The organism is Streptomyces coeruleorubidus (genome assembly GCF_028885415.1).
Classification (GTDB): Bacteria; Actinomycetota; Actinomycetes; order Streptomycetales; family Streptomycetaceae; genus Streptomyces; species Streptomyces coeruleorubidus_A.
Window position 1 is genome coordinate 1,834,769 of record NZ_CP118527.1, and the last position, 22,088, is coordinate 1,856,856.

Genomic DNA, 22,088 nt, shown 5'->3' on the forward strand with positions numbered 1-22,088 from the left:
AGGGGGCCAAGTGGCCCTCGTGAGGGCTCCCTCAGCACAGGCGGGCGGTTCCAAGGACCGCCCGCCGACGGATGTCGGTGCCTGCGGATACGCTGATGACCTGATCAACAGGTGTGCGAAGCGCGGAAGTCGGGAAGGCCGCTTGATGCGGAAGCGGCAGCGATGGGGGCGGCAGTGACGGACGGATTCGACTTCAGCCCAGGGGCCCAGGTGCCTCTGGCGGGTTCGGCTGGTCAGACGGCGGCGACCTACGGGCTGGCCGCGGCGGCGTACCGGGACGACGAGGTCACCAAGATCCTGAACGCCGACAACGAGTGGCATCAGTCCAAGGTGACCCCACCGCGCTCCTGGGCGAAGATCTTCCGCCCCAATTTCGGCGAGGCCTTCTCCCGCGCCGTCATCGACCGCATGCTCGGCGCCGGGCGCAAGCCGGTCATCCAGTCCTTCGGCATCGAGCCCCAGGTCGTCGTGGAGCACTGCCTGGCGGCCCACCGCATCCGCCGCGACCGCGACAACCGGCTCTCGGCGATCACGGTGATCTGCGGAGTGCTCTTCCTGCCGGGCTTCTTCGTGTGGCTGCTGGTGTTCACGCTGCGCACCACCATGACCAAGCGCGAGGACAAGCGCGCCGGCGCCCTCGCCACGACCCTGCTGGTCGCGGTGGGCGCGCTCGCCGTGCTGTTCCTGATCCGCATGCCCTTCACGGGCTTCTGGGCCTTGTACGCGCGCGCGGCGGTCATCATGCCGGTCGTCGGCTGGTTCTGGGCCAAGCACGTCTGCGAGCGAACGGCCGCCGACCTGCGGGAGCGCTGGTCGAGCATGCTGTCGGGCGGTGGCGTGGGCGCCAAGATCCCCGAGGCCGTTCCGGGCAACCCCGGCGACGCGGCCGAGCAGGTCCGCAAGGAGCTGGCGCGCCTGAGCGCCGAGCAGCGGTCCAACTCGGTCTTCTACGCGGGGCCCAAGGGCATACTCGGCATGGGCACGCGGTGGGGCAGCTGGCAGTTGGCCGAGGAGCTGGTGTCCGCCGAGCCGGGCAAGGACTTCCACCCCTTCCGCAGCTGGGACGTCATCGTGGCGATCCAGGGCGGTCTGGGCATGCTGGAGCGCACGTCCATCAACACCGGCGGCTTCACCAAGCCGTCCATCACGCACTGGATCGTCACACCGATCGGCGAGAAGGCGACGGAGGTGTCCCGGCCGAGCGGCGCGGACGTCGACGCGTACACGGTCCGGACGCACGCCGTACAGGACATCTGCAACAAGCAGCAGTTCGGCAGCGGCGACCGGCACTATCTCGGCGTGCAGTGGACCCTCTGGGACGGCCACCTGGTGATCACGATGCTGATCACGGTGACGGTGCTGCACGACACCCTGCGCATCGAGGTCACCGGGCACGCGCTGGGTCCGGTCAACTCCCTGTTCAACGAGAAGCCCGCGGCCAAGGAGAAGTCGGTGCAGAAGGCTCTCCGGTTCTGGGAGACCCGCACCGTGAAGCTGCCCCTCATCGACGCCGACGAGGTGGTACGGCTGGCCGCGCGCGCCCCGCTGACCTGGTATCCGCCGCTGCTGAAGTGGCTCGGCGGCAGCCTGACGCTGCCGGAGCCGTTCGGTCTGCGGCACGCGTGGGCGGACCAGCCGTGGCGGCATCGGTTCATGGCGGACGACGCGCTGCGGGCGGCTACGCCTGTGCTGCGCGTGGTGCATGCGGCGGCGTTGAAGGTGCTACGGGAGAACGGGGTGAACGTGGAGAAGTTCGGGGCGCGGTCGGCGGCGCTCAGTGGGGCGGTGCAGGAGGCTTCGCCGAAGAAAGCGGATGTGTACGACGCCTAGTTGTTGAGGTACCCGGCGCTGCGGTTGAGGTGGGGGGTGGGCGCGCGGCCCGGCGCTGCGGGGTGCCGCCGCGCCCACCCTCCCCCAAGTTCTCGGCTTCGCTCGAGCAGGGGCCCCCATCGCCCCAGGCGGCACGCATGCCCGCGGTTACGAAGGCCAGGCCTCCGCCAGCATCTTCCGCGTGTCCGCCAGCAGCTGCGGCAGCACCCGTGTATGCCCCACCACCGGCATGAAGTTCGTGTCGCCACCCCACCTCGGCACGATGTGCTGGTGAAGGTGTGCCGCGATGCCCGCGCCGGCGACCGAGCCCTGGTTCATGCCGATGTTGAAGCCGTGGGCGCCGGAGGCCGTGCGCAGGGCCGTCATCGCCTGTTTGGTGAGCTCGCCGAGCTCGGCGGTCTCCCCCGCCGTGAGGTCGGTGTAGTCGGCGACGTGCCGGTAGGGCACGGCCATCAGGTGCCCGCCGTTGTACGGGTAGAGATTGAGCACCGCGTAGACCTGCTCGCCGCGCCTGACGACCAGTCCGTCCTCGTCGGACTTGGCCGGGATCGAGCAGAAGGGGCAGCCGTCGCCGGCGCCGGGGCCGGTCGGCTTGTTCTCGCCCTGGATGTAGGCCATCCGATGGGGCGTCCACAGACGCTGGAACGCGTCCTGCGTCCCCACTCCCAGCTGCTGCTCCGGCTCACTCGTCATGCAGTGCAGCATATGGCGTCGACCTGGGGGTACGGCAAAGGCCCCCGGGATCTCCCGGGGGCCCGTACGCGGTTCGCTCAGGTCGCGGTGGCGCCGTGCGGTCAGACCTGCGCCCGCTCCTCGACGACCTTCACGATCTTCGCGATGGCCTCGTCGAACGGGATGCCGTTCTCCTGGGAGCCGTCGCGGTAGCGGAAGGACACGGAGCCGTGGGACATGTCCTCGTCGCCCGCGATGACCATGAAGGGCACCTTCTGCTTCTGGGCGTTGCGGATCTTCTTCTGCATCCGGTCCGAGGAGGAGTCCACCTCGACGCGCAGACCCTTCTTCCTGGCCGCCGCCGCGAACTTCTCCAGGTACTCGACGTGCGCGTCGCCGATCGGGATGCCGATCGCCTGGACCGGGGCCAGCCACGCCGGGAAGGCACCCGCGTAGTGCTCCAGGAGCACCGCGAAGAAGCGCTCGATGGAGCCGAACAGCGCGCGGTGGATCATGACCGGGCGGGTCTTGGAACCGTCCGCGGCCGTGTACTCCAGGTCGAAGCGCTCCGGCAGGTTGAAGTCGAGCTGGATGGTCGACATCTGCCAGGTGCGGCCGATGGCGTCCTTGGTCTGGACGGAGATCTTCGGGCCGTAGAAGGCGGCGCCGCCCGGGTCGGGGACGAGGGGCAGGCCCTGCTTCTCGGCGACCTGGCGGAGCGTCTCCGTCGCCTCCTCCCAGGCCTCGTCCGAGCCGACGAACTTCTCCGGGTCCTTGGTGGACAGTTCCAGGTAGAAGTCGGTCAGGCCGTAGTCGCGCAGCAGGCCGAGGACGAAGGTGAGCGTCTTGTCGAGCTCCTCCGACATCTGCTCGCGGGTGCAGTAGATGTGCGCGTCGTCCTGGGTGAAGCCGCGGGCGCGGGTCAGGCCGTGGACGACGCCGGACTTCTCGTACCGGTACACGGTCCCGAACTCGAACAGGCGCATCGGCAGCTCACGGTAGGAGCGCCCGCGGGCGTCGAAGATCAGGTTGTGCATCGGGCAGTTCATGGGCTTGAGGTAGTAGTCCACGCCCTCGTCGAGCTGCATGGGCGGGTACATGCCGTCGGCGTACCAGTCCAGGTGGCCCGAGGTCTCGAAGAGCTTCCCCTTCGTCGCGTGCGGGGTGTAGACGAACTCGTAGCCCTCCTCCTCGTGGCGGCGCCGCGAGTAGTCCTCCATGACGCGGCGGATGATGCCGCCCTTGGGGTGGAAGACGGCGAGGCCGGAGCCGATCTGCTCCGGGATGGAGAACAGGTCGAGCTCGCTGCCGAGCTTGCGGTGGTCGCGCTTCTCGGCCTCGGCGAGGAACTCCAGGTGCGCCTTCAGCTCGTCCTTGGTGGGCCAGGCGGTGCCGTAGATGCGCTGGAGCATGGGGTTCTTCTCGCTGCCGCGCCAGTAGGCGGCCGCGTTGCGCATCAGCTTGAACGCCGGGATCGCACGGGTCGACGGCAGGTGGGGACCGCGGCAGAGGTCCTTCCAGCACAGCTCGCCGGTCTTGGCGTCCAGGTTGTCGTAGATCGTCAGCTCGCCGGCGCCGACCTCGACGTCCGCGCCGTCGTCGCTGGAGGCGGAACCCTTGAGGCCGATCAACTCCAGCTTGTAGGGCTCGTCGGCCAGCTCCTCGCGGGCGGCCTCGTCGGTGACGACGCGGCGGGCGAACTTCTGCCCCCGCTTCTGGATCTCCTGCATCTTCTTCTCGATGGCCTTGAGATCCTCGGGCGTGAACGGCTTCTCGACGTCGAAGTCGTAGTAGAAGCCGTCCTTCACGGGCGGGCCGATGCCGAGCTTGGCCTCGGGGAAGAGCTCCTGCACGGCCTGTGCCATGACGTGCGCGGTGGAGTGGCGCAGGATGTTCAGGCCGTCCTCGGAGGAGATCTCGACGCCCTCGACCTCGTCGCCCTCGGACAGGCCGTACGACAGGTCCCTGAGTTCGCCGCCCACGCGCGCGGCGATGATCGAGCGCTCGCCGGCGAAGAGCTCGGCGGCCGTAGTGCCCGTCGTCACCACGCGTTCTTCCCGCTCGGAATCGCGCTGGATGATCACACGGACGTCTGACACCGGTCTCTCCTGACTGAAGGTGGGGTCGCGGCGCCATACCGGAGCGCGCGCACGAGTATGGATCGTACCGACCCCGGACCGCCGACCGCGAAATCAGTCCCCGCAGTCCCCTCCGCAGGCCTCCTCGAAGAAGGCCGCCATCCCGGCGTTCTCCTGGAGCGCCTTCATCAGGCGGTCCCGCTCGGCGTCGTCGACCTGCACCGGTACGACGCCGTGGGCGCCGGTGAGGCGCCGGAAGCCGCCCCGGCTCTCCAGCCGTCCCTGGACCCGCACCGGCAGTCCGACGAGGTGGGCGTGCCCGGCGATCCGGTAGGCCTCCTCGTCGAGGGTGATCCGGACGTTGGGTACGTCGGCCCCGGCCAGGACCCGCAGCCGTACGGTGCCCTCGCCGCGCGGCCCCGACCTGCGCATCCGTACCACCGCTCCTGTGATCCGCACCGGTACGGCGGGTTCCTCGCGCAGGTAGCGGGCGCCCGCCTCGCGCAGCACGGGCAGGTCGCCGGGTGAGAACTCGACGGGCTCGGCGGAGGGCGCGCAGCCCTCGGGGACCCCGGCGGCCGGGGCCCACTCGACGGCGATCCGGGCGCCCTCCGTGCCCCGGACCAGGGCGACGAGGGCTTCGGTGAGCTCGTGGCTCACGCCCGCCTCGACCGCGGCGTCGAAGGCGTCCATGCCGCCGGCGGCGCGCTGGTAGTCGATGGCCTCTCGGGCGGCGTACAGGGCCTGGTGGAGGCGGACGGCGAGGGGGCGGCCGTCAGCGACGGGCACGAAGGCGGTGAGCCGGCCGTCGGTCGCGGAGCCGACGAGGACGTTGTCCAGGGACGCGGCGGCGGAGCGCCGGTGCCGGGCGCCGTGGTAGCCGGCCCGCTCGCGGGTGGCCAGTGCCGCCGCGAGCAGCATCCGACGGGCGGCGGTGCGCAGCCGGTCCTCGACGGTCCAGGGCGCCGCTCCGGCGGGCCCGGCGGGGACGTCGTGCCACCAGCGGATCTCGTCGCTGGGGACGGCGAGGGAGACGAGGACCTCGCGGGCGGAGGGCGAGCCGCTGCGGGACAGGGCGAGCAGGGCCTCGCCGAGCAGGTCGTCGCTGTCGGGGAAGGCACGGCTCTCGGGTACGAGGAGGCTCGTGCCGCTGCCGCCGGGGCCGGGCGGGGTCCAGCGGCCGTAGCGCCCCGGGGCGCCGCCGCGGCGCTGCCAGCCGTGCCGGCGGAGCAGGGCGCTGAGCACCGCCGGGTCGACGTCCATGGGCTCGGGCGGGCGGCCGTTCCATCCCGTCGTGTCGGCGGGGTGGGGCCGCACCTGCCTGACGGGCTCCTCGGTCGGGCGGTGCGTCACGGTTTCCCTCCCGTCCCGACCCGCGTCATGATCTCGCACAGCGCCCGGTCGTCGAAGATGCGTGAAGTCGGTATCCGCACGGTGGTGCGGCGGCGGCCCGTGATCGGCTGGCCGGCGAGGTTGGTCCAGTAGCAGCAGTGCCTGAGGTCGAGCCGGTCGTGGCTGGCGCGCAGCCAGTCGTCCTGGGATCGCGGCACCAGCATCACCACCAGGATCTTGTGCACCGACACGGGTGTGCGGGCGAGCTTCGCCAGGTGGTCGTTGTCGAGCGTGAAGGCGAAGGTGCGGCCCGGTGGGTTGGGCGGCACCTGGTACGTGGCCTTGAGCTGCACCTTGATGGTGACCTCGTCGTCGACCGTGTGCCCGGGGGCGCTGTGGCTGACGTGCCAGTCGATGCCGTTGTCGGGAAACGGCTGGGAGAGCGAGCAGCCGGCGGCCGCCGCGACGGCGTGCAGATAGCCGACCTGGAGTGTCTCCATGCAGGCGGTGGTGGCGAGAGTGCCGCGAGAGGGAGCCGTGCGCTCGGGCAGCAGCCCGCCCCGTTCGGGCTGCGCTATGGCCATGGCCAACAGCCTTCCAGAACAAGTGAGTCCCCGCTGCGGGCCGCTGAACTGCGCGGACCCTTACTCCTGTTGTCTCCTTCCGGCGTACGGCGCAAACAGCCCGGGTATCACCGAATCGGGCAGCGGACGGTGCGTCAACTGCCGAAGGTGACGAGGGGTTGTTGGGTATGACGTGCTGGTACGAGGGGCCTTTGGCCGCTTTTGACACGGAGACGACGGGCGTGGACGTCGAGACCGACCGCATCGTGTCGGCCGCCGTCGTCGTCCAGGACGCACCGGGCGTCCGGCCGCGGGTCAGCCGCTGGCTGGTGAACCCGGGCGTGCCGGTGCCCGCCGAGGCGACGGCGGTGCACGGGCTGACGGAGGAACACCTCCAGCGCAACGGCCGGTGGCCGGCGCCGGTGATGTTCGAGATAGCGGAGGCGCTCGCCGAGCAGGCGCACGTCGGCCGCCCGGTCGTGGTGATGAACGCGCCGTTCGATCTGACCCTGTTCGACCGGGAGTTGCGCCGCCATCGTGCCTCGGCCCTGAGCCGCTGGTTCGAGTCGGCGCCGCTGCTCGTGCTCGACCCGAGGGTCCTGGACAAGCACCTGGACCGTTACCGCAAGGGCCGCCGCACGCTGACCGATCTGTGCGCGCACTACGGCGTCGCCCTGGAGGGCGCCCATGACGCGGCGGCCGACGCAGTGGCGGCGCTGGAGGTCACCCGGGCGGTGGGCCGCCGTTTCGCGTCGCGGCTGGAGCGCCTCGCCCCAGGTGAGCTGCACACGCTTCAGGCGGTGTGGCACGCGGCGCAGGCCCGGGGACTCCAGGCGTGGTTCGCGCGCAGCGGCGTGGACGAGGCGGTCGACCCGGCCTGGCCACTGCGTCCGGACCTGCCGGCGGCGGCCTGAGCACCCTTTCCGGGGCATGAAAAAACCGGTCCGTCTGAGACGGACCGGCTGTTTCCGGTGGGCGATACTGGGTTCGAACCAGTGACCTCTTCGGTGTGAACGAAGCGCTCTCCCACTGAGCTAATCGCCCGGGAACGCACTGAACAATACAGGCCCCGGCACGTTTCCTTCAAACCGCTTCGAGGTGCCTGGCCAGTCCGCGCGCTCCCGCGCTCATCATCAGCCGGTGATTGGCCCGGAAGGCGGGCCGGCACGGCGCGGCCAGCCGCCGCAGCAGCGGCTTGCGGACGTCGACGACCTGGTTGTACCGCACGAGAGTCCCCGCCCCGTCCGGGGTGAGCGTCCAGCGTGCCCAGCCCTCCATGTCGCCGGACAGGGCGATCTCCAGCACGCCGGCCGCGGGGTCACGTCGCACCTCCCGCGCCGTGAAGGTCATGTCGTACGGCAGGACGGAGCGGATCCGGACCACCCCCGTGGTGTCGTCGAGCCGGGTCACCTCCCGGACCTGGCGCCACCACCGCGGGTAGTCCTCGGCGCGCTCCAGCGCCTCGTACACGGGAGCGGGCGGCGCGGGCAGGGTCCACAGAGTGCGGAAACGGTAGTGGTTCCAGTCCATGACGGCAGTCTGCCCACTCGCGGTGCGGGCTGTCTGAGTACGCGCCTGAGTACCCGCACTCATGCCGTACGGGGGTGACGCGGACCACACTGCCGGTCATGAACCACCTTCCGCCCCCGGCCGAGGAACTGCGGCTCCTCGACGCCGAACTCCGGCAACTGGACGCCCGCCGGGCCCAGTTGCTGGCCCGTCGCGCCTGGCTGGTCGCGACCCTGCAACAGGCACGGCAACAACCGCAGCAGGCCTGGGCTCAGGCGCGGACGCAGCCGCCGCCCGTCGCATGGTCCCGCCCGGAAACCGCCGCGCCCAGTGTGCAGAACGTGCTGCTGGTGCTCGGCGGTGTGCTGCTCACGCTCGCGGCTGCGGTGTTCACACTGGTCAGCTGGGGGCACATGGGGATCACCGGGCGGGCGCTGGTGCTCGGCGCGGTCACGCTGGCGGCGCTCGCCGGGCCGGCGCTCCTGCTGAGGCGAGGGTTGCGCTCGACGGCCGAGTCCGTGGCCGGGCTGGGCCTCGCGCTGACCGTCCTGGACGCCTACGCCCTGCACGAGGCCGCTCTCGCCGGGACCGACGGGACGGGGTACGCGGCGGCCGCGGCGGCGGTGCTGGCGGGGATCTGGTCGGCGTACGGTCTGCTGCCGGCCACGGCCGCGCTGCGACTGCCCCTGCCCTGCGGACTGACGGCGGCTCAGTTCCCGCTGCTGCTGTGGGCCCTGTCCGCCGACGCGGGTCCGTACGTGATCAGCGCCGCGCTGCTGGTGACGGCCGGGCTGGACGCGGTGGCCGCGCTGCGGGTGAGGACCGGTTCCGTACGGATCACCGCCATGGTCGGGGCGTACTGCGTGGGCGCCTGCGGCGTCCTGACCGCCGGCTGGCTGTCCTTGGCGGCTGACACCCCGAGCGCAGCCGCCCGCGCCGGGGCGCTTCTCCTTCTCGCGGCGGCGATCGCGGTGGGAGCGGCTTGGTTGGGGGCGGGCACAGGTTCGGATTCGGGTTCGAGTGAGAGCGCGGACGCGCCCTGGCAAGGCCCGGGCCAGAAGCACGCCCTCGGCCTCGCGATCGTCTCGGGCTTGCTCGCCGTAGGTGCGTTCGGCGGGGTGGCCCGCTCCTGGCTGCCTGAGATGTGGACGGTTCCGGCCTACCTGGTCTGCGCGATCACCCTGCCGGCGGCGGTGCGGGCCGGGCGGCTGCCGGACGTGGTGCGGCTCGGGTTGGCCTGGGCCTCCGGTGCCGTGCAGGCGCTGGCCGTGCTGTGGGCGCTGCCCGTCGTAGCCGTGGTGGTACTGGGGCAGGCCGGCTGGATCGGCCGGGTGTGGAGCGGGGCGCCGTCGGACGCCCGGGCCGCCGTGACCGTCGAGGCGCCCTGGCCGCCCGATGCGGCGGCAACTCCCGTCGTGCTGCTGGCCGTCGCGGCTGTTCTCGCCTTCGCGGTCCGTGCGGAGCAGTGGCGTTCGCGGGCCCGGATCGGTGCGCTGGGCCTGGTGTGGGCCACGGCACTGACGCTTCCGGCGGTGTTCGGGATTCCGTACGTCGCCGGGATGGTGGTCCTGGGAGTCATGACAGCGGCTGCGTTGTACGTGGGCCGGGCCACGGTGTCCGCCGCGCGGCTCACCGCCCTCCTGCTCTCCCTCATCACCTCCGTCGGCCTCGCCCTGGCCTCCCTCGCCTCCCAGACCGCGACCCTGGTGGTGCTGTCGGTGCTGACGGCCCTGTTCGCCTCGGCCTCGTGGCGGGCGGGCGTCGTCTCCGTCACGGCTCCGGCCGCGCTCGTGTACGCCGCTGCCCTGGCCTCGGCGACGGGTGCCGCCGCGGACTGGCCGCCGTCCCGGACCGCCTTGCTGGTCCTGGCCGTTCCCGTGGCCGCCGCCCTGCTCGCGCCGCGTCTCGGTGCGCAGCGGGCGACGGTGCCGGTCGAGGCCGCGGGAGCCGCCGCCGGCCTGCTCGCCGTAGGCCTCGCGGTCACCGATCCGCCGCTGCTCGCCCTGGTGCTGGCGTTGTGCGGCGTCATCACCGCGGGCACGGCGCTGCGTCCGGACCGCCGTTCCGTCGGCTACGCGGCCACGGCCCTGTTCGTGCTGGCCGCCTGGGTGCGCCTGGCCGCGTGGGAGGTCGGCACACCCGAGGCGTACACGCTCCCGGTGACCGTTCCGGCGCTGCTCGTCGGCGCCCTTCGCCGGCGCCGCGACCCGCAGGCCTCCTCCTGGACGGCGTACGGCCCCGGACTCGCCGCCACGCTCGCGCCGAGCCTCGTCGCGGCCTGGGGCGACCCGCACTGGACGCGGCCGTTGCTGCTGGGCACGGCGGCACTGCTGGTCACCCTGCTGGGCGCCCGGCACCGCCTCCAGGCGCCGCTGGTGCTCGGCGGCTCGGTGCTGGCCCTGGTCGCGCTGCACGAACTCGCCCCGTACGTCGTGCAGGTGACCGGGGCACTCCCCCGCTGGGCGCCCCCCGCCCTCGCCGGACTCCTGCTGCTCGCACTCGGGGCGACGTACGAGCAGCGGATCCGGGACGTCCGGCGGGTGCGGGAGGTCCTGGGGAGGATGAACTAGGGCATCTTGTCACCCAGCAGTGCCAGGTTCTCGATGGCGGCGAGGCCGTACAGCGAGGTGTCGTTCGTGGACACCCAGGGCGCCTCGCTGCCCGGCACCAGCGTGAGCGGGCCGCTGAGCTTCTCGGTCTTCCAGGGGGCCGACTCCTTGTAGCCGTCGGAGTTGTAGAACTTGTCCCACGCGCGCTTGGCGAGCTTCTCGTCGCCGGTCTGGACGGCGGCGTAGGCGTCGAGGCGCGAGTGGCCCTGGAAGAGGATCAGCGAGCCGAAGTTGCTGCCGTAGCGGGCCGCCTGTTCGGCCTTGGTGGCGTTGAAGTAACGGCAGTAGTCGAGGTACGCCTCCTTGAACTTCGGCACGTCGACGAGGTCGATGAGCTCGGCGCACAGCTCGTTGAGGCCGAAGACGGCCGACAGGTGCGAGACCTCGACCTTGGGCTTGTCGGCGACGGCGAACTTGCCGGTGTCCAGGTCGTACAGGCCGCTGCCCTGGACGAAGCCGTTGGGCTGGGCGGCGATGGTCTCCATGGTGGACAGCACACGCGCGCGGGCCTTCTCCCACTTGGGGCCCTTGCGCTCCCACTCCGTCAGCCACGCCGAGACCAGGCCGCTCCAGTCGGTGCCGAAGCCGATCGACAGGGCGTGCCGGTCGGGCGTGTACGGCTCGGTGCGGATCTTGCGCAGCGGGTCGAGGGCGAGGAACGTCTCGTCGGAGTCGACGTTGGCGTGCATGAGGTCGCCGACGCGTTCGTCCGCCGTGAGGAAGTAGTAGTAGCGCCGGTACGTGGTGTTGGCGATGCGCTGCTGCTTGGCGCTGTCGGCGAAGTGCTGCACGCCGTGCCGGGTGCCGAGGCCCGCCCACTTGCCCAGGTGGTAGACGTCGACCTCACCGGTGTGCCGGGTCATGGCCTCGGCGAAGCGGAAGATGTCCGAGCGGCCGCTTCTCAGGTACGCGTACCAGAGCCACAGGTCCGGCGACAGCTCGGAGTTGTCCCAGGCGTAGCCGCCGACGTCGTAGCGCCACTGGTGCCGGACGGTGTCGTAGGTGTGCATGATGTCGCCGTAGTCCCAGAAGCCGTACCAACGGCGCATCTCCACCTGGTCTTTGTAGTAGGTGAAGAGGAAGTCGAGGTGGTCCTCGATCTTGGCCTTGGCGGGGGTGGAGCGGTCGGGTTCGGCGTACAGGCCCTTGCCGAAGACGCCCGCCTTGATCAGCTGCTTGGGCGGGGCGGCGAGCTGCGGGAGCACACGGACGGCCTCGACCTGCTCGGCGAGCCGATCGGCGCTCGGGGTGGACTCGTTGGCCCAGAAGAGCAGTTCGGAGGTGCGGGCGATGCCGTAGGGAGTACCGAACCCGGGCTCGTAGTCCTCGTAGGTGATGTTGAGGCCCTCGATCTGCTCCGGGAAGGTGTCCTGGCCCATGCCGTCGTGGTAGAAGCGCATGTCCATGGGCTGCGCCTCGGGGGACCAGAGCCAGAGGGTGACCTCGGCCTCCTTCGTGTGGGCGTCCCGGATGTCGAGCTGGGCGGGGAACTTCTCCCAGAAGTCGCGCAGGCCGAAGGAGAATCCGCCGCTCACCCCGCCGACGTACCCGAAGCCGGAGGCGCGCCGGCCGCCGCCCGCCGCGATCCAGCCGTAGCCCTTCTTGGTGCGCTTGCGCAGGGTGAAGCCGTCGGCGGACAGCTGGGAGAGGGTGTAATCGCCCCACTCGGGTATGTACTGGAGCCGGGTGGTGACCCGCTGGTCCCAAGTGGCCGGGTCGGGCAGCTTCTTCCCTTCGTACTGCGCCGCCTGCACGGCCGCGCCCGGGTCCCGCCGCAGTCCGGTGATGCCCTTGACGGCCTCACGCAGCAGGCCGGTGCCCTCACCGCCGATGCGGATGTGCCGGTCGTAGGCGGCGTCCCGCATCGGCACCTGGAAGCGCACGCCGAGCCCGCGGATGAAGTCGCCGCTCGCCTTCCCGGGCTCCTGCTTGCCGTCGTAGGTGATGGTGTGGACCATGCGGAAGGACTCGGCGCCCGCGAAGAAGTAGAGCCTGATGGAGAAGGGCAGCCAGCTGCGGCCGCCCTTGCGGTGCTTGCCGTCGACGCGCACGACCGCCCGGACCGGGCCCTCCTGCTCGACGGTGACCTTGTCGACGGCGCCGTCGAAGCGCTCGGTCTTGACCGCGCCCTGGTCCTCGTCCTCGATCTCGGGCTGGCGGATCAGCACGAGCCGGCCGTTCCTGGCGATCTCGGTGGAGCCCCGGGCGACCGACTTGACGATCGTGGAGCCGGACTTGCCGATCTTCGCGGTGATGACGCCGGTGGAGATGTCGATGGTGCCGCCGCTCTTGTCGACGGTGACCTTCTTCTGCGGTGCGGCGGGCGTCCCGGCGGTGAGGGTGAGCTTGCCGTCGCCCGAACCGACCGCGTGGGCGGTCCACTTGAGGGAGCCGTCGGGCCAGTAGGCGATCGGCCACGACTGCACGGGTACGGCCTTGCCGGCCGCGTCCGTCAGCGCGAAGGTCTGGTCCTTCCGGTAGGCGCCCTTGGGCCAGGGGACGCCGACGGTGGAGCCCGGGGCCGCGCCGAGACCGCCGTCCTCCAGCCAGTCGAGGGTCACCGGATCGGCGTCGGCGGGCTCGGCTCTGGGGACGGCCTGCGCGTCCTGTGTCCCCAGTGCCCAGCTGAACTGGGCGGCGGCTCCGGCGACGGCGGCCGCCTTGAGGAGGTTCCTGCGGGGGATGGGAGACATAGAGATACTGCCTTTCCTTGTCCGTGCGGGAAGCACATCCGTGCGCTGGTCAGGGGCATGACAGTGAGAGGCGCGGCGCCCGGGGCACCGGCCTGGGACGAGGGCACCGCCGGTCAGCGGTGCCGGTACCGCTCCTCCACGGCGACGGCCGCCGCCGCGACGGCCCCGAGGACGGCGACCGCCAGCGGCGCGGCGAACCAGGCGGACAGGGCCACCACGGCCAGCCCGGCGATGATCAGGAAGGACCCGGCCGGGTCGAGGACCGTCCGGCGCCAGGCAGCCGCGAGCAGGGTCCGCCAGCGGGCGTCCGGCTCCCAGACCGCCGCCGCGCGCAGCCCCGCCACGACCAGGCCGATCAGCGCGCACACTCCGACGGCCCCGACCAGCGGCCCGCCGGGAATCCCCGCACGGACCGCCTGGACGTCCACCCAGACCGCGGCCACCGCCGCCCATCCGGCGAGCCCGGCGAGCCACCCGCCGCGCACGGCCGTACGGAAGTCGGCGACGAACTCCCGCCAGCCACCGCCCTCGTGCGCGGTACGGCGCCGCAGGTGCCGCGCCCCGGCGGCGAAGGCCGCCGGGTACGTCACGACGCCCAGCGAGGCCACCGCGATCCACACACCGGTCAGCAGACACTCGGCGAACACCGCGAACCGCTCGGCGAAAGCCGACTCCCCCCGTGCCTTCACTCGTGTCTGGGCCATGGCCGCCTCACCTCAGCCCTTCAGACCGGACGTCGCCATGCCGTCGATCAGGTACCGCTGGAAGGCGAGGAAGAAGGCGAGAACCGGCAGCAGGGCGACCAGCGACATGGCGATCATGCCGCCGTAGTTGGCCAGTCCTTCCTGGTCGACGAACATCTTCAGGCCGAGGGAGACCGTGTACTTGTCGGGCTCGTTGAGGTAGATCAGCGGGCCCATGAAGTCGTTCCAGGAGTTGATGAAGGTGAAGATCGCGCTCGTGATCAGTGCCGGGCGGCACAGCGGCAGCATGATCGACCAGTAGATGCGGAAGTGCCCGCAGCCGTCGAGGCGGGCCGCCTCGTCGAGCTCCTTGGGCATGTTGCGCATGAACTGCACCATCAGGAAGACGAAGAACGCCTCCGTGGCCAGGTACTTCCCCAGCAGCAGCGGGGTGTACGTGTTGATCATCTCCATGTTGCGGAACAGCACGTACTGCGGGATCAGCAGCACGTGGTACGGCAACAGGAGGGTGCCGATCATCAGCGTGAACAGCAGATTGCGGCCCGCGAACCTGATCCTCGCGAAGGCGTACGCCGTCAGCGAGCAGGACACCACGATCCCGATCACCGACCCGACCGCGAGGAAGAGCGAGTTGAAGAAGAAGGTGGAGATCGAGATGTCGGCGATGCCGTCGGCGAGGCTCTTGTAGTTGTCGAGGATCGGGTCGCCCGGCAGGAGGTCCAGGCTGCCGACGATGTCCTCGCTCTTCTTGAGGGAGCCGCCGATGACCCAGATCACCGGGTAGAGGATCACCGCGAGGATCAGCAGGGACCCGATGTGCCAGGCGAGGGATCCGGGCAGCTTGTGCCGAAGGCCGCCCGCTCGTGGGGTGGCGTCGGTGGCCTGCGCACTCATCGGGCGCCCTCCTCGTAGTGCACCCAGCGCTTCTGGGACCAGAACAGCACCGCCGTCACCAGGGCGACCGCGACGAGCAGCATCCAGGCCATGGCGGAGGCCAGACCCATCCGGCTGTTCTCGAAGCCCTGGACGTAGAGATAGCAGGTGTAGACCATCGAACCGTCCGCCGGACCACAGGCGTTGCCTCCGGCGCCGCCGCCGACGATGTACGCCGAGCTGAAGATCTGGAAGGAGTGGATCGTCTCCAGCAGGACGTTGAAGAAGAGCACCGGCGAGATCATCGGCAGCGTGATGTTCCAGAACCGCCGCAGCTTGCCCGCGCCGTCGACCTCGGCCGCCTCGTACAGCTCGCGCGGGACCTGCTTGAGGCCGGCCAGGAAGATGACCATGGGCGCGCCGAACTGCCAGACGGTGAGCGCCACCAGGCTGTAGATGATCATGTCCGGGTCGCCGGTCCAGCCGCCGACGTCGATCCCGAAGATCTTCTGCGTACGGTCCACGATCGCGTCGTCCGAGAAGATCGCCTTCCAGACGATCGCGACGGAGACGCTCGCGCCGATCAGCGACGGCGCGTAGAAGGCGGCCCGGTAGAAGGCCTGTCCGCGCCGCTTCTGCGCGAGGAGCAGGGCCACACCGAGGGCCGCGAGCAGCTTGAGCGGTGTTCCGACGACGACGTACCAGAGCGTCACCTGCACCGAGTGGCGCCAGCGGGGATCGCCGAACATCTCGGAGAAGTTGTCGAAGCCGATCCACTTCGGGGCGTCGAACAGGTTGTAGTCGGTGAACGCGAAGTAGAGCGATGCGACCATCGGGCCCGCGGTGAGCAGCAGGAACCCGGCGATCCAGGGGGACATGAAGAGATAGCCGGCCAGGTTCTCCCGGCGCCGCCGCCGCTTGAGGGCGGCGGGGCGCGCGGGCTTCACCGGACCGTGCCGCGGCTCGGAGTCCTGGGACAGGCCCTCCATCGCAGGGGCGTGTGTCACGGTGGTTCCCATCAGCTGCCGAGAGCCGTCTTCGACTCGGTGAAGAACTGCTTGACGGCCTCGTCCACCGACCGCTTGCCCAGGGCGAGTTCCTCGGCGATGCGCAGGAAGGCGGACTCACAGATGTCCGCGCCGTTCGGGTGTGGGGTGATGGGCTCCAGGACACCCGCCTCGACGAGGGACTCCTCGTAGGCGGCTATCGCCTTGTTGACCTCGTCGGTCGGCTTGTACGCGTCGTACTGGGCCTGCGTCGCGGGCACACCCCGGTCGTAGCCCATGATCTTGGCGACCTCGGGGTCGTGCACCATGAAGTCGATGAACTGGGCGACTTCCTTGGGGTGCTGGGTGCGCTTGGAGGCGCTCAGCATGAGGGAGCCGAGGTACTGGCCGGTCTTCTTGCCGTCCGTGGTCGGGATGGGAGCGAGGGCGTACTCGCTCTTGCCCTCGGCGGTGTAGCGGACGGTGAAGTTGTCCCAGGTGAACTCGCCGGCCGCGAGTTCCCCGGTGACCGCGGACTTGGGCTTGATCTGGGCGACCTTCTTGGCGTCGGCGTAGCGGCCGTCCTCCACGCCCTTCTTGGCCTTCGTCCACCAGTCCGTCAGGTCCGACTCGGTGAAGCCGAGTCCGTCCTCGGTGAAGAACGCCTTGCCGTTCTGACGCAGGTACAGGTCGTAGAGGTACATGACGCCGTACATGCCGCTGTCGCCGGCGCGGCCCGTCTTGTCGCGGATCTTCCTCATCGCCGCGTCGAAGTCGTCCCAGGTCCAGCCCATCTCCGGCTTCACGCCCGCCCTGGTGTAGACGGGCTTGTCGATGACGAGGGCCATCGAGTTGGAACCGACCGGAACTCCGAGGAGCCTGCCGTCGATCTCGCCGAACTTCTCGAGTCCGGCGCGGAATCCCTCCAGCCGGAGGTTGCCGGCCTTGGCCTGCTCGCTGAGATCGAGCAGCACGTTCTTCGCGTCGTATTTGCGCAGGAACCCGATGGCATTCTGGAAGACGTCCGGCGGATTTCCGCCGGAAGCCTGGGTGTTGAACTTCTTCCAGAAGTCGAGATAAGGCTGGAAGTCCGTTTTCACCTTGATCTTCGGGTACTTCTTCTCGAAGAGCGCGATGGTCTTGTTGATGCGCTGGGCGCGGTCCTCCGCACCCCACCACGCGTAACGGATCGTCACCGTCCCGTCCGCGGAGGCCCCTCCGTCGCCACCGCAGCCGGTGGTCGCGGCCAGCCCCAGCGTGGCCGCCGTGGCTCCGGCCGCCTTCAGAATCGTACGTCTCTCAACATTCCTGCCGTTCACCACGGTTGGACCTCCCCGCACGTCGTCCCGCTCGCATGAATCGTTTCAAGTAAGCGCTTGCTGGCACAAGTTACGGAGGGGCTGAGGGTGCGTCAATGATTCGGACAAGATTTTCTTACCGAACGGGCCGGAGTCGGGGCGAGGCGCGGAGGTGGTGCGCCGGGCCCGTGGGGGTGACGTCACTGGTGGGGCCGGTGCGGTCGGTGGGCCGAACGGCGCGGGGCCGCTCACGCGGGTTTCGGGAGCGACCGAAAGGCGACGCCGAAGTGGGTGGCGTGAAGCCGGGCGCAACGTGGCCGGCTTCCACCAGCGGACCCTGGAGGAGGACGGCACGCGGGGCGTTCGGCAGCCGTGACGACTGACACCCACACGAGAGCGGCCCACCTGCGCAGTCGCAGGTGGGCCGCCGATCCGGGTGGGCGATACTGGGTTCGAACCAGTGACCTCTTCGGTGTGAACGAAGCGCTCTCCCACTGAGCTAATCGCCCGGACGCAGGAAGAACATTACCGCATGTCAGGGGGTGCCTGTGACCAGCACCGGCCGGCACCGGCACCCCCGCCGGGGCTCACTGGTTCTTGATCTTCCACGGCATGACGATGCCGAACTTCCACACGTAGATACCGACCAGTACGGCCACGATCACCAGCCCGATGGCCGTCAGGATGATGTTCCGGCGCCGCACCTTGGGATCGAGGGCGCGCTGCGCGGCCTCCGTGACCTTCCGCTTGGTCCAGCGGAGCACCAGCTGGGCCCACACGAACTCGGTGGCCCAGATCGCCATGCCGCCGAAGATCACGACCCAGCCCGGTCCCGGCAGGGGCAGCATGATGATGCCCGTCACGACGACCGCGAGCCCGATGATGAAGACGCCGACCTGCCAGCTCACGTGCAGCAGGCGACGCGCCTTGATGAATTCGGGCGCCCGCGAGCCGAGCCCCCGGTCCTGCTCGCTGCGCACCTCGTCCGTACCCGTCTCGTCCGACGCCACGGCCACCTCGCCCGGCTCGTCACTCCCCGTATTCATACGGCCAAACACTACCCGAGCGAAACCAGTCACCGGAATGGACGCACGGCGCGAACGATCTCTCGGCCGGACGAGTTACGTAAAGGCACGCAAAACACTCAGAGGGGTTTACAACGGCACCGTAGGTGGCATGTCGATTTCGCCGACGTGCGAATCCCCGAGCGCACACTGAGCGAAAGGCCCTGGCGCTTATGAACACCACGGTCAGCTGCGAGCTGCACCTGCGCCTCGTTGTGTCGAGCGAGTCCTCCCTGCCTGTCCCCGCAGGCCTGCGGTACGACACGGCCGACCCCTACGCCGTGCACGCCACCTTCCACACCGGAGCCGAGGAGACCGTCGAGTGGGTGTTCGCCCGCGACCTCCTCGCCGAGGGACTTCACCGCCCTACGGGCACCGGCGACGTCCGCGTCTGGCCGTCGCGCAGCCACGGTCAGGGCGTCGTGTGCATCGCCCTGAGCTCACCGGAGGGCGAGGCCCTGCTCGAGGCCCCGGCACGGGCCCTGGAGTCCTTCCTGAAGCGGACCGACGCCGCCGTGCCGCCCGGCACGGAGCACCGGCACTTCGACCTCGATCAGGAGCTCTCGCACATCCTGGCGGAAAGCTAGGGCGAGGCCCTCACAAAGCCGCCCGGCGCCGTCGACTCGGGGAGACGGCTCGGGCCTGGACAACCGCATACGGGATACACCGGCGCCGGCACCGCGGATCACGCGGGGCGGCGCCGGCTCGCGTGTACCGCCGGGCGGAAGCCCGCGGCGGTGAGCCTCCTGCTGCACGGAGGGCGGGCGGGAACCACGGCTTGCCCGGGGGCGTTGTATTCGAAGCCATGTGCGGGCATGAGGCCGGTCCGGCGGTGGTGGAGCCGTTACCATCGGCCAGCATCGGCGGGCGCCTGCCCGACCCCCAGGCCAGGGAGCGAATCGTGCTGATCACCCACGACACCCGGTGCGCCCTCGACACTGTGGTCGATCTGGTGAACACCGCACCGGAGGACGACACGGCAGCGGACGGGCTGCCGGACGTGGCGACACTCGCGGACTTCGTACGAAACCACGAGATCAGCGATGTCGGAGTGCTCTCGGAGTTCGACCTCTCCGCGGTGCGCAAGGTCCGCGGGCGGTTCGCCGCCGTCTTCGCCGCTCCCGACGCCCGGAGCGCCGCCGGGCTGATCAACGAGCTGGTCGCGGCCGCCGGCACCACACCCCGGCTCACGGACCACGACGGCTACGACTGGCATGTGCACTACTTCGCGCCCGGTGCCTCCATCGCCGACCACCTGGCCGCCGACTGCGGGATGGCACTGGCCTTCTTCGTGGTCGCCGGGGAGCAGGAGCGGCTGCGACGGTGCGAGGCGCCCGACTGCCGGAGGGCCTTCGTCGACCTGTCGCGCAACCGCTCGCGGCGCTATTGCGACAGCCGCACCTGCGGCAACCGCCTGCATGTGGCCGCGTACCGGGCGCGTCGCAAGGAGGCGGCGGGCTGACCGCCACCGCAGGGTCGAGTGGCGGGCGGATCGTCGATGCCGACGCGGTCCCGGCGGGTGACGCCGGGTACCGCGGGTACGGCTCACAGCAACAGCAGATCGTGCAACGAGGCCATGAGCAGCAGACTCCCGATCACCGCAAGGAAGATCATCAGCGGTGGCTGGGAAAGGGCGAAGAGGCAACCACGTGGCTCGTCCTGCCGGGGACGTGGCTCGTCCTGCGGCGGCGCGGGGTCGCTCTGTTCCGTCGTGTCCAGCATCTCGCGGCGATGATGACGCAGTCGCCGGGCCCGAGGCGATCAGCGGCCTCGTTCCGTGCGGGAGTGCGCCGATTCCGCGAGGTCCGGTTCAGGTTGTGATCATTTGCGCACACCCTCGGACCTACTGTGACGATTCGACGGGCGCGCGGCCGTCATATGCCGTGCTTCTTGAGGATGGCCTCGATGTCGCTGAAGTCGTCGTCGCCGCGGGACGCCGCCGCGGGCCGGGCGGCCGGGCGCCCTCCCTGGCCCAGGGAGGGCGCCGAGGCCGCCGGAGCCACCGCATCCGGCTGGGCAGCCGCGCGGGCCGCCTTGCGCTCCTTGCGGGTGCCGCCGCGGCGGCGCTCCACCACGCGCGTGGTCATGAACAGCAGCCATGCGACACCGAGCACCCCGAAGCCCGCCCAGGCTGTCAGGCTGAACGCGGTGTCGGCCAGCCACTCGACGACGCCCGTCATCACCAGGCCGATCGGCACGAGCGAGTACGCCGCGATACGGGTCGCCGCGAGGAAGCGCTTGCGGTACGCCGTGACGGCCGCGATGCCCAGGCCTGCCGCGGACACGGCGGAGCAGACGGTCTCGGCAATCATCTGGTCCTCCAGGCGTGGCGCGGTCGAGCAGGGGGGCACTTCGTCCTTTCCATCCTGCACCCGCCGTACCCCGGCGGGCCATGCCCCGGCCCGACATCAGGGACATCTCCGGGTCGTCTCCTCCGCAGGTGCCGGCGCGGGTGCAGGGCCTGGGAGAATGTCGGTATGAGCGACTCCTCCCCTGCCCCTGCCGCCGCCCCCGTCCTCGAGGTCTGGTGCGACCTCCAGTGCCCGGACTGCCGCACCGCGCTGGACGACCTCCATGCCCTGCGCGCCCGCTACGGCGCCCGTCTGGAGCTGCGGCTGCGGCACTTCCCCCTGGAGAAGAACAAGCACGCCTTCGCAGCCGCCCAGGCCGCGGAGGAGGCGTGGGAGCAGGGCCGGGGCTGGGAGTACGCCGAGGCGCTCCTGGGGCGGGTCGAGGAACTGGGCCGTAAGGGAGAACCCTTCCTGGTGGAGCTGGCCCGCGAACTGGACATGGACGCCGAGGAGTTCGACACGGCCCTGATCGACGGTCGGCACATCCTGATCGTGGACGCCGACCAGGCCGAGGGCAAGGCGATCGGCGTGACCGGCACCCCGACGTACGTCATCGGCGGTGAGCGGCTCGACGGAGGCAAGAGCCAGGAAGGGCTGCGCGAGCGGATCGAGCAGATCGCGGACCGGCTGCTGGCCGGGCAGGAGCAGGACTGACCTGGCGGCCCCCGCTCCTGGCACGGGTCCCTGCCCGGCCGCTACACCAGCGGCTTGTACATCGCGTACAGCTTCGTCTCGTAGCCGAGCGACGCGTAGAGCCGTTCGGCCGGGGTGTTGCCGGCGAAGACGTTGAGGCCGATGGCGCGCCTGCCCTCGACGATCGTCTGGGCCTCGGCCAGCAGCATGAGGGTGCGGCCGTGTCCCTTGCCGCGGTGGGCGGCGTGGGTCTCGACGTCGAAGACGAAGGCGCTGTCCTCGCGGACCGCGAGCCACAGCACGCCCACCGCCGTCCCCTCGTGTTCCAGGACGCTGATGAGCATGCCGGGGGTGGCGAGGCCGTCGGGCAGCAGGGTGGCGTTGTCCCGCTCCGACTTGGCGCGGGCCTCGGCCTCCGGGACGCCCCGCGCGATCCAGCTCTGCGCGTAGTCCTCCTTGCTCTTCTCCAGCCAGGGGCCGAACTCCGCCTCGGTCATGGGCCGGGCGCGGCTGCCCGACGGCAGCTCCGGCGGGGTGTCGCCGAGGGGCTTCTCCATGCCGCGGTTGCGCACGACGTAGCCGAGCGCGGTGGCGAGCCGGAACGCCGCGGCGGCGTCGGCGGGCACGGTCGCCTCGATACGGCGGCACCCCCAGCCGCGCGCCACCTCCTCGGCGGCGAGCGCGGCCACCGTGCCCCGGCCGCGTCTGCGGTCCGGCTCCTCGATGCGCAGCTTCATGATCCGGGCCACGGCGTCGCCGAACACGGGATGCGTGCCGAGGTGTATCGCCCCTACGGGACGGCTGTTCACGCACACCTGGTAGCGGCGCGAGCGCGTCCCATCGGCGTTCTGCTGAAGCGGCTCGGTCGGCCGCAGGGTCGTGGTCATCAGGGG

At 70.5% G+C, this 22,088-nt stretch carries 20 protein-coding genes and 2 tRNA genes; 6 read left to right on the plus strand and 16 right to left on the minus strand.

The annotated features are described in order from the left end of the window. Nucleotides 1-162: 162 nt before the first annotated feature. Complete coding sequence (locus PV963_RS08520; RefSeq protein WP_274815039.1) at nucleotides 163-1,830, plus strand: hypothetical protein; 1,668 nt, start codon at nucleotides 163-165, stop codon at nucleotides 1,828-1,830. Nucleotides 1,831-1,977: 147 nt separating this feature from the next. On the opposite strand, the gene PV963_RS08525 is transcribed toward PV963_RS08520, so the two are convergent. The 4 genes from PV963_RS08525 to PV963_RS08540 all read right to left on the minus strand — a co-directional run bounded on the left by PV963_RS08525 (nucleotide 1,978) and on the right by PV963_RS08540 (nucleotide 6,496). Continuing rightward, entirely contained in the window at nucleotides 1,978-2,535 is a 558-nt protein-coding gene (locus PV963_RS08525; protein ID WP_274815040.1) for an HIT family protein, read from the minus strand. 89 nt (nucleotides 2,536-2,624) lie between these two features. Beyond that, a complete protein-coding gene (gene thrS / locus PV963_RS08530) occupies nucleotides 2,625-4,601 on the minus strand; it encodes a threonine--tRNA ligase (RefSeq protein ID WP_274815041.1) in 1,977 nt (658 codons plus the stop codon). 93 nt (nucleotides 4,602-4,694) lie between these two features. Then, entirely contained in the window at nucleotides 4,695-5,933 is a 1,239-nt protein-coding gene (locus PV963_RS08535) for a hypothetical protein (protein WP_274815042.1), read from the minus strand. Then, nucleotides 5,930-6,496: a DUF4365 domain-containing protein gene (locus PV963_RS08540; RefSeq protein WP_274815043.1), complete on the minus strand. Its 567-nt coding sequence runs from the start codon at nucleotides 6,494-6,496 to the stop codon at nucleotides 5,930-5,932. The genes PV963_RS08535 and PV963_RS08540 overlap by 4 nt, the downstream gene beginning before the upstream one ends. Before the next feature lie 167 nt (nucleotides 6,497-6,663). On the opposite strand from PV963_RS08540, the gene PV963_RS08545 reads away from it, so the two are divergent. Then, nucleotides 6,664-7,389, plus strand: coding sequence for a 3'-5' exonuclease (locus PV963_RS08545; RefSeq protein ID WP_274821972.1), 726 nt, complete (start codon nucleotides 6,664-6,666; stop codon nucleotides 7,387-7,389). Between the two features lie 58 nt (nucleotides 7,390-7,447). Here PV963_RS08545 and PV963_RS08550 read toward each other — a convergent pair. Both PV963_RS08550 and PV963_RS08555 read right to left on the minus strand, forming a co-directional pair. Continuing rightward, nucleotides 7,448-7,519: transfer RNA gene (locus PV963_RS08550), tRNA-Val, on the minus strand. Between the two features lie 39 nt (nucleotides 7,520-7,558). Next, complete coding sequence (locus PV963_RS08555) at nucleotides 7,559-8,005, minus strand: SRPBCC family protein (RefSeq protein ID WP_274815044.1); 447 nt, start codon at nucleotides 8,003-8,005, stop codon at nucleotides 7,559-7,561. 98 nt (nucleotides 8,006-8,103) lie between these two features. Between PV963_RS08555 and PV963_RS08560 the strand changes: the two genes are divergently transcribed. Further along, nucleotides 8,104-10,554, plus strand: coding sequence for an SCO7613 C-terminal domain-containing membrane protein (locus PV963_RS08560; RefSeq protein ID WP_274815045.1), 2,451 nt, complete (start codon nucleotides 8,104-8,106; stop codon nucleotides 10,552-10,554). Here the strand turns inward: PV963_RS08560 and PV963_RS08565 are convergent. From PV963_RS08565 to PV963_RS08595, 7 genes are all read right to left on the minus strand, one after another. Then, nucleotides 10,551-13,286, minus strand: coding sequence for a Tat pathway signal sequence domain protein (locus PV963_RS08565; RefSeq protein ID WP_274815046.1), 2,736 nt, complete (start codon nucleotides 13,284-13,286; stop codon nucleotides 10,551-10,553). The genes PV963_RS08560 and PV963_RS08565 overlap by 4 nt on opposite strands. Nucleotides 13,287-13,399: 113 nt before the next feature. Continuing rightward, nucleotides 13,400-13,990 carry a hypothetical protein gene (locus tag PV963_RS08570; protein WP_274815047.1) on the minus strand — a complete coding sequence of 197 codons (591 nt, stop codon included), beginning with the start codon at nucleotides 13,988-13,990 and terminating at the stop codon, nucleotides 13,400-13,402. 12 nt (nucleotides 13,991-14,002) lie between these two features. Then, the gene (locus PV963_RS08575) at nucleotides 14,003-14,884 is read right to left on the minus strand and encodes a carbohydrate ABC transporter permease (RefSeq protein ID WP_274815048.1); all 882 of its coding nucleotides are present in this window, start codon (nucleotides 14,882-14,884) and stop codon (nucleotides 14,003-14,005) included. Further along, complete coding sequence (locus PV963_RS08580; RefSeq protein ID WP_274815049.1) at nucleotides 14,881-15,882, minus strand: carbohydrate ABC transporter permease; 1,002 nt, start codon at nucleotides 15,880-15,882, stop codon at nucleotides 14,881-14,883. The genes PV963_RS08575 and PV963_RS08580 overlap by 4 nt, the downstream gene beginning before the upstream one ends. After that, entirely contained in the window at nucleotides 15,882-17,171 is a 1,290-nt protein-coding gene (locus tag PV963_RS08585) for an ABC transporter substrate-binding protein (protein ID WP_274815050.1), read from the minus strand. Before PV963_RS08585 ends, PV963_RS08580 begins: the two co-directional genes overlap by 1 nt. 413 nt (nucleotides 17,172-17,584) lie before the next feature. After that, nucleotides 17,585-17,656 (minus strand) — tRNA-Val (locus tag PV963_RS08590). A 78-nt stretch (nucleotides 17,657-17,734) separates the two neighbouring features. Further along, nucleotides 17,735-18,193, minus strand: a complete 459-nt coding sequence (locus PV963_RS08595; RefSeq protein ID WP_274815051.1) for a TIGR02611 family protein — start codon at nucleotides 18,191-18,193, stop codon at nucleotides 17,735-17,737. Between the two features lie 191 nt (nucleotides 18,194-18,384). On the opposite strand from PV963_RS08595, the gene PV963_RS08600 reads away from it, so the two are divergent. Further along, nucleotides 18,385-18,798 carry an SsgA family sporulation/cell division regulator gene (locus PV963_RS08600; protein ID WP_004002642.1) on the plus strand — a complete coding sequence of 138 codons (414 nt, stop codon included), beginning with the start codon at nucleotides 18,385-18,387 and terminating at the stop codon, nucleotides 18,796-18,798. Between the two features lie 314 nt (nucleotides 18,799-19,112). After that, entirely contained in the window at nucleotides 19,113-19,673 is a 561-nt protein-coding gene (locus PV963_RS08605; RefSeq protein ID WP_274815052.1) for a CGNR zinc finger domain-containing protein, read from the plus strand. Between the two features lie 83 nt (nucleotides 19,674-19,756). On the opposite strand, the gene PV963_RS08610 is transcribed toward PV963_RS08605, so the two are convergent. Both PV963_RS08610 and PV963_RS08615 read right to left on the minus strand, forming a co-directional pair. Continuing rightward, nucleotides 19,757-19,933 (minus strand): hypothetical protein, encoded by a 177-nt coding sequence (locus PV963_RS08610; protein WP_020272479.1) that lies wholly within the window; start codon nucleotides 19,931-19,933, stop codon nucleotides 19,757-19,759. A gap of 152 nt (nucleotides 19,934-20,085) precedes the next feature. Continuing rightward, nucleotides 20,086-20,523: a hypothetical protein gene (locus PV963_RS08615; RefSeq protein ID WP_274815053.1), complete on the minus strand. Its 438-nt coding sequence runs from the start codon at nucleotides 20,521-20,523 to the stop codon at nucleotides 20,086-20,088. 165 nt (nucleotides 20,524-20,688) lie between these two features. Here PV963_RS08615 and PV963_RS08620 point away from each other — a divergent pair, with 165 nt between their 5' ends. Continuing rightward, nucleotides 20,689-21,216, plus strand: coding sequence for a DsbA family protein (locus tag PV963_RS08620; RefSeq protein ID WP_274815054.1), 528 nt, complete (start codon nucleotides 20,689-20,691; stop codon nucleotides 21,214-21,216). Between the two features lie 41 nt (nucleotides 21,217-21,257). Here PV963_RS08620 and PV963_RS08625 read toward each other — a convergent pair whose 3' ends face one another. Beyond that, nucleotides 21,258-22,082 (minus strand): GNAT family N-acetyltransferase, encoded by an 825-nt coding sequence (locus PV963_RS08625; RefSeq protein ID WP_274815055.1) that lies wholly within the window; start codon nucleotides 22,080-22,082, stop codon nucleotides 21,258-21,260. Nucleotides 22,083-22,088 lie beyond the last annotated feature (6 nt).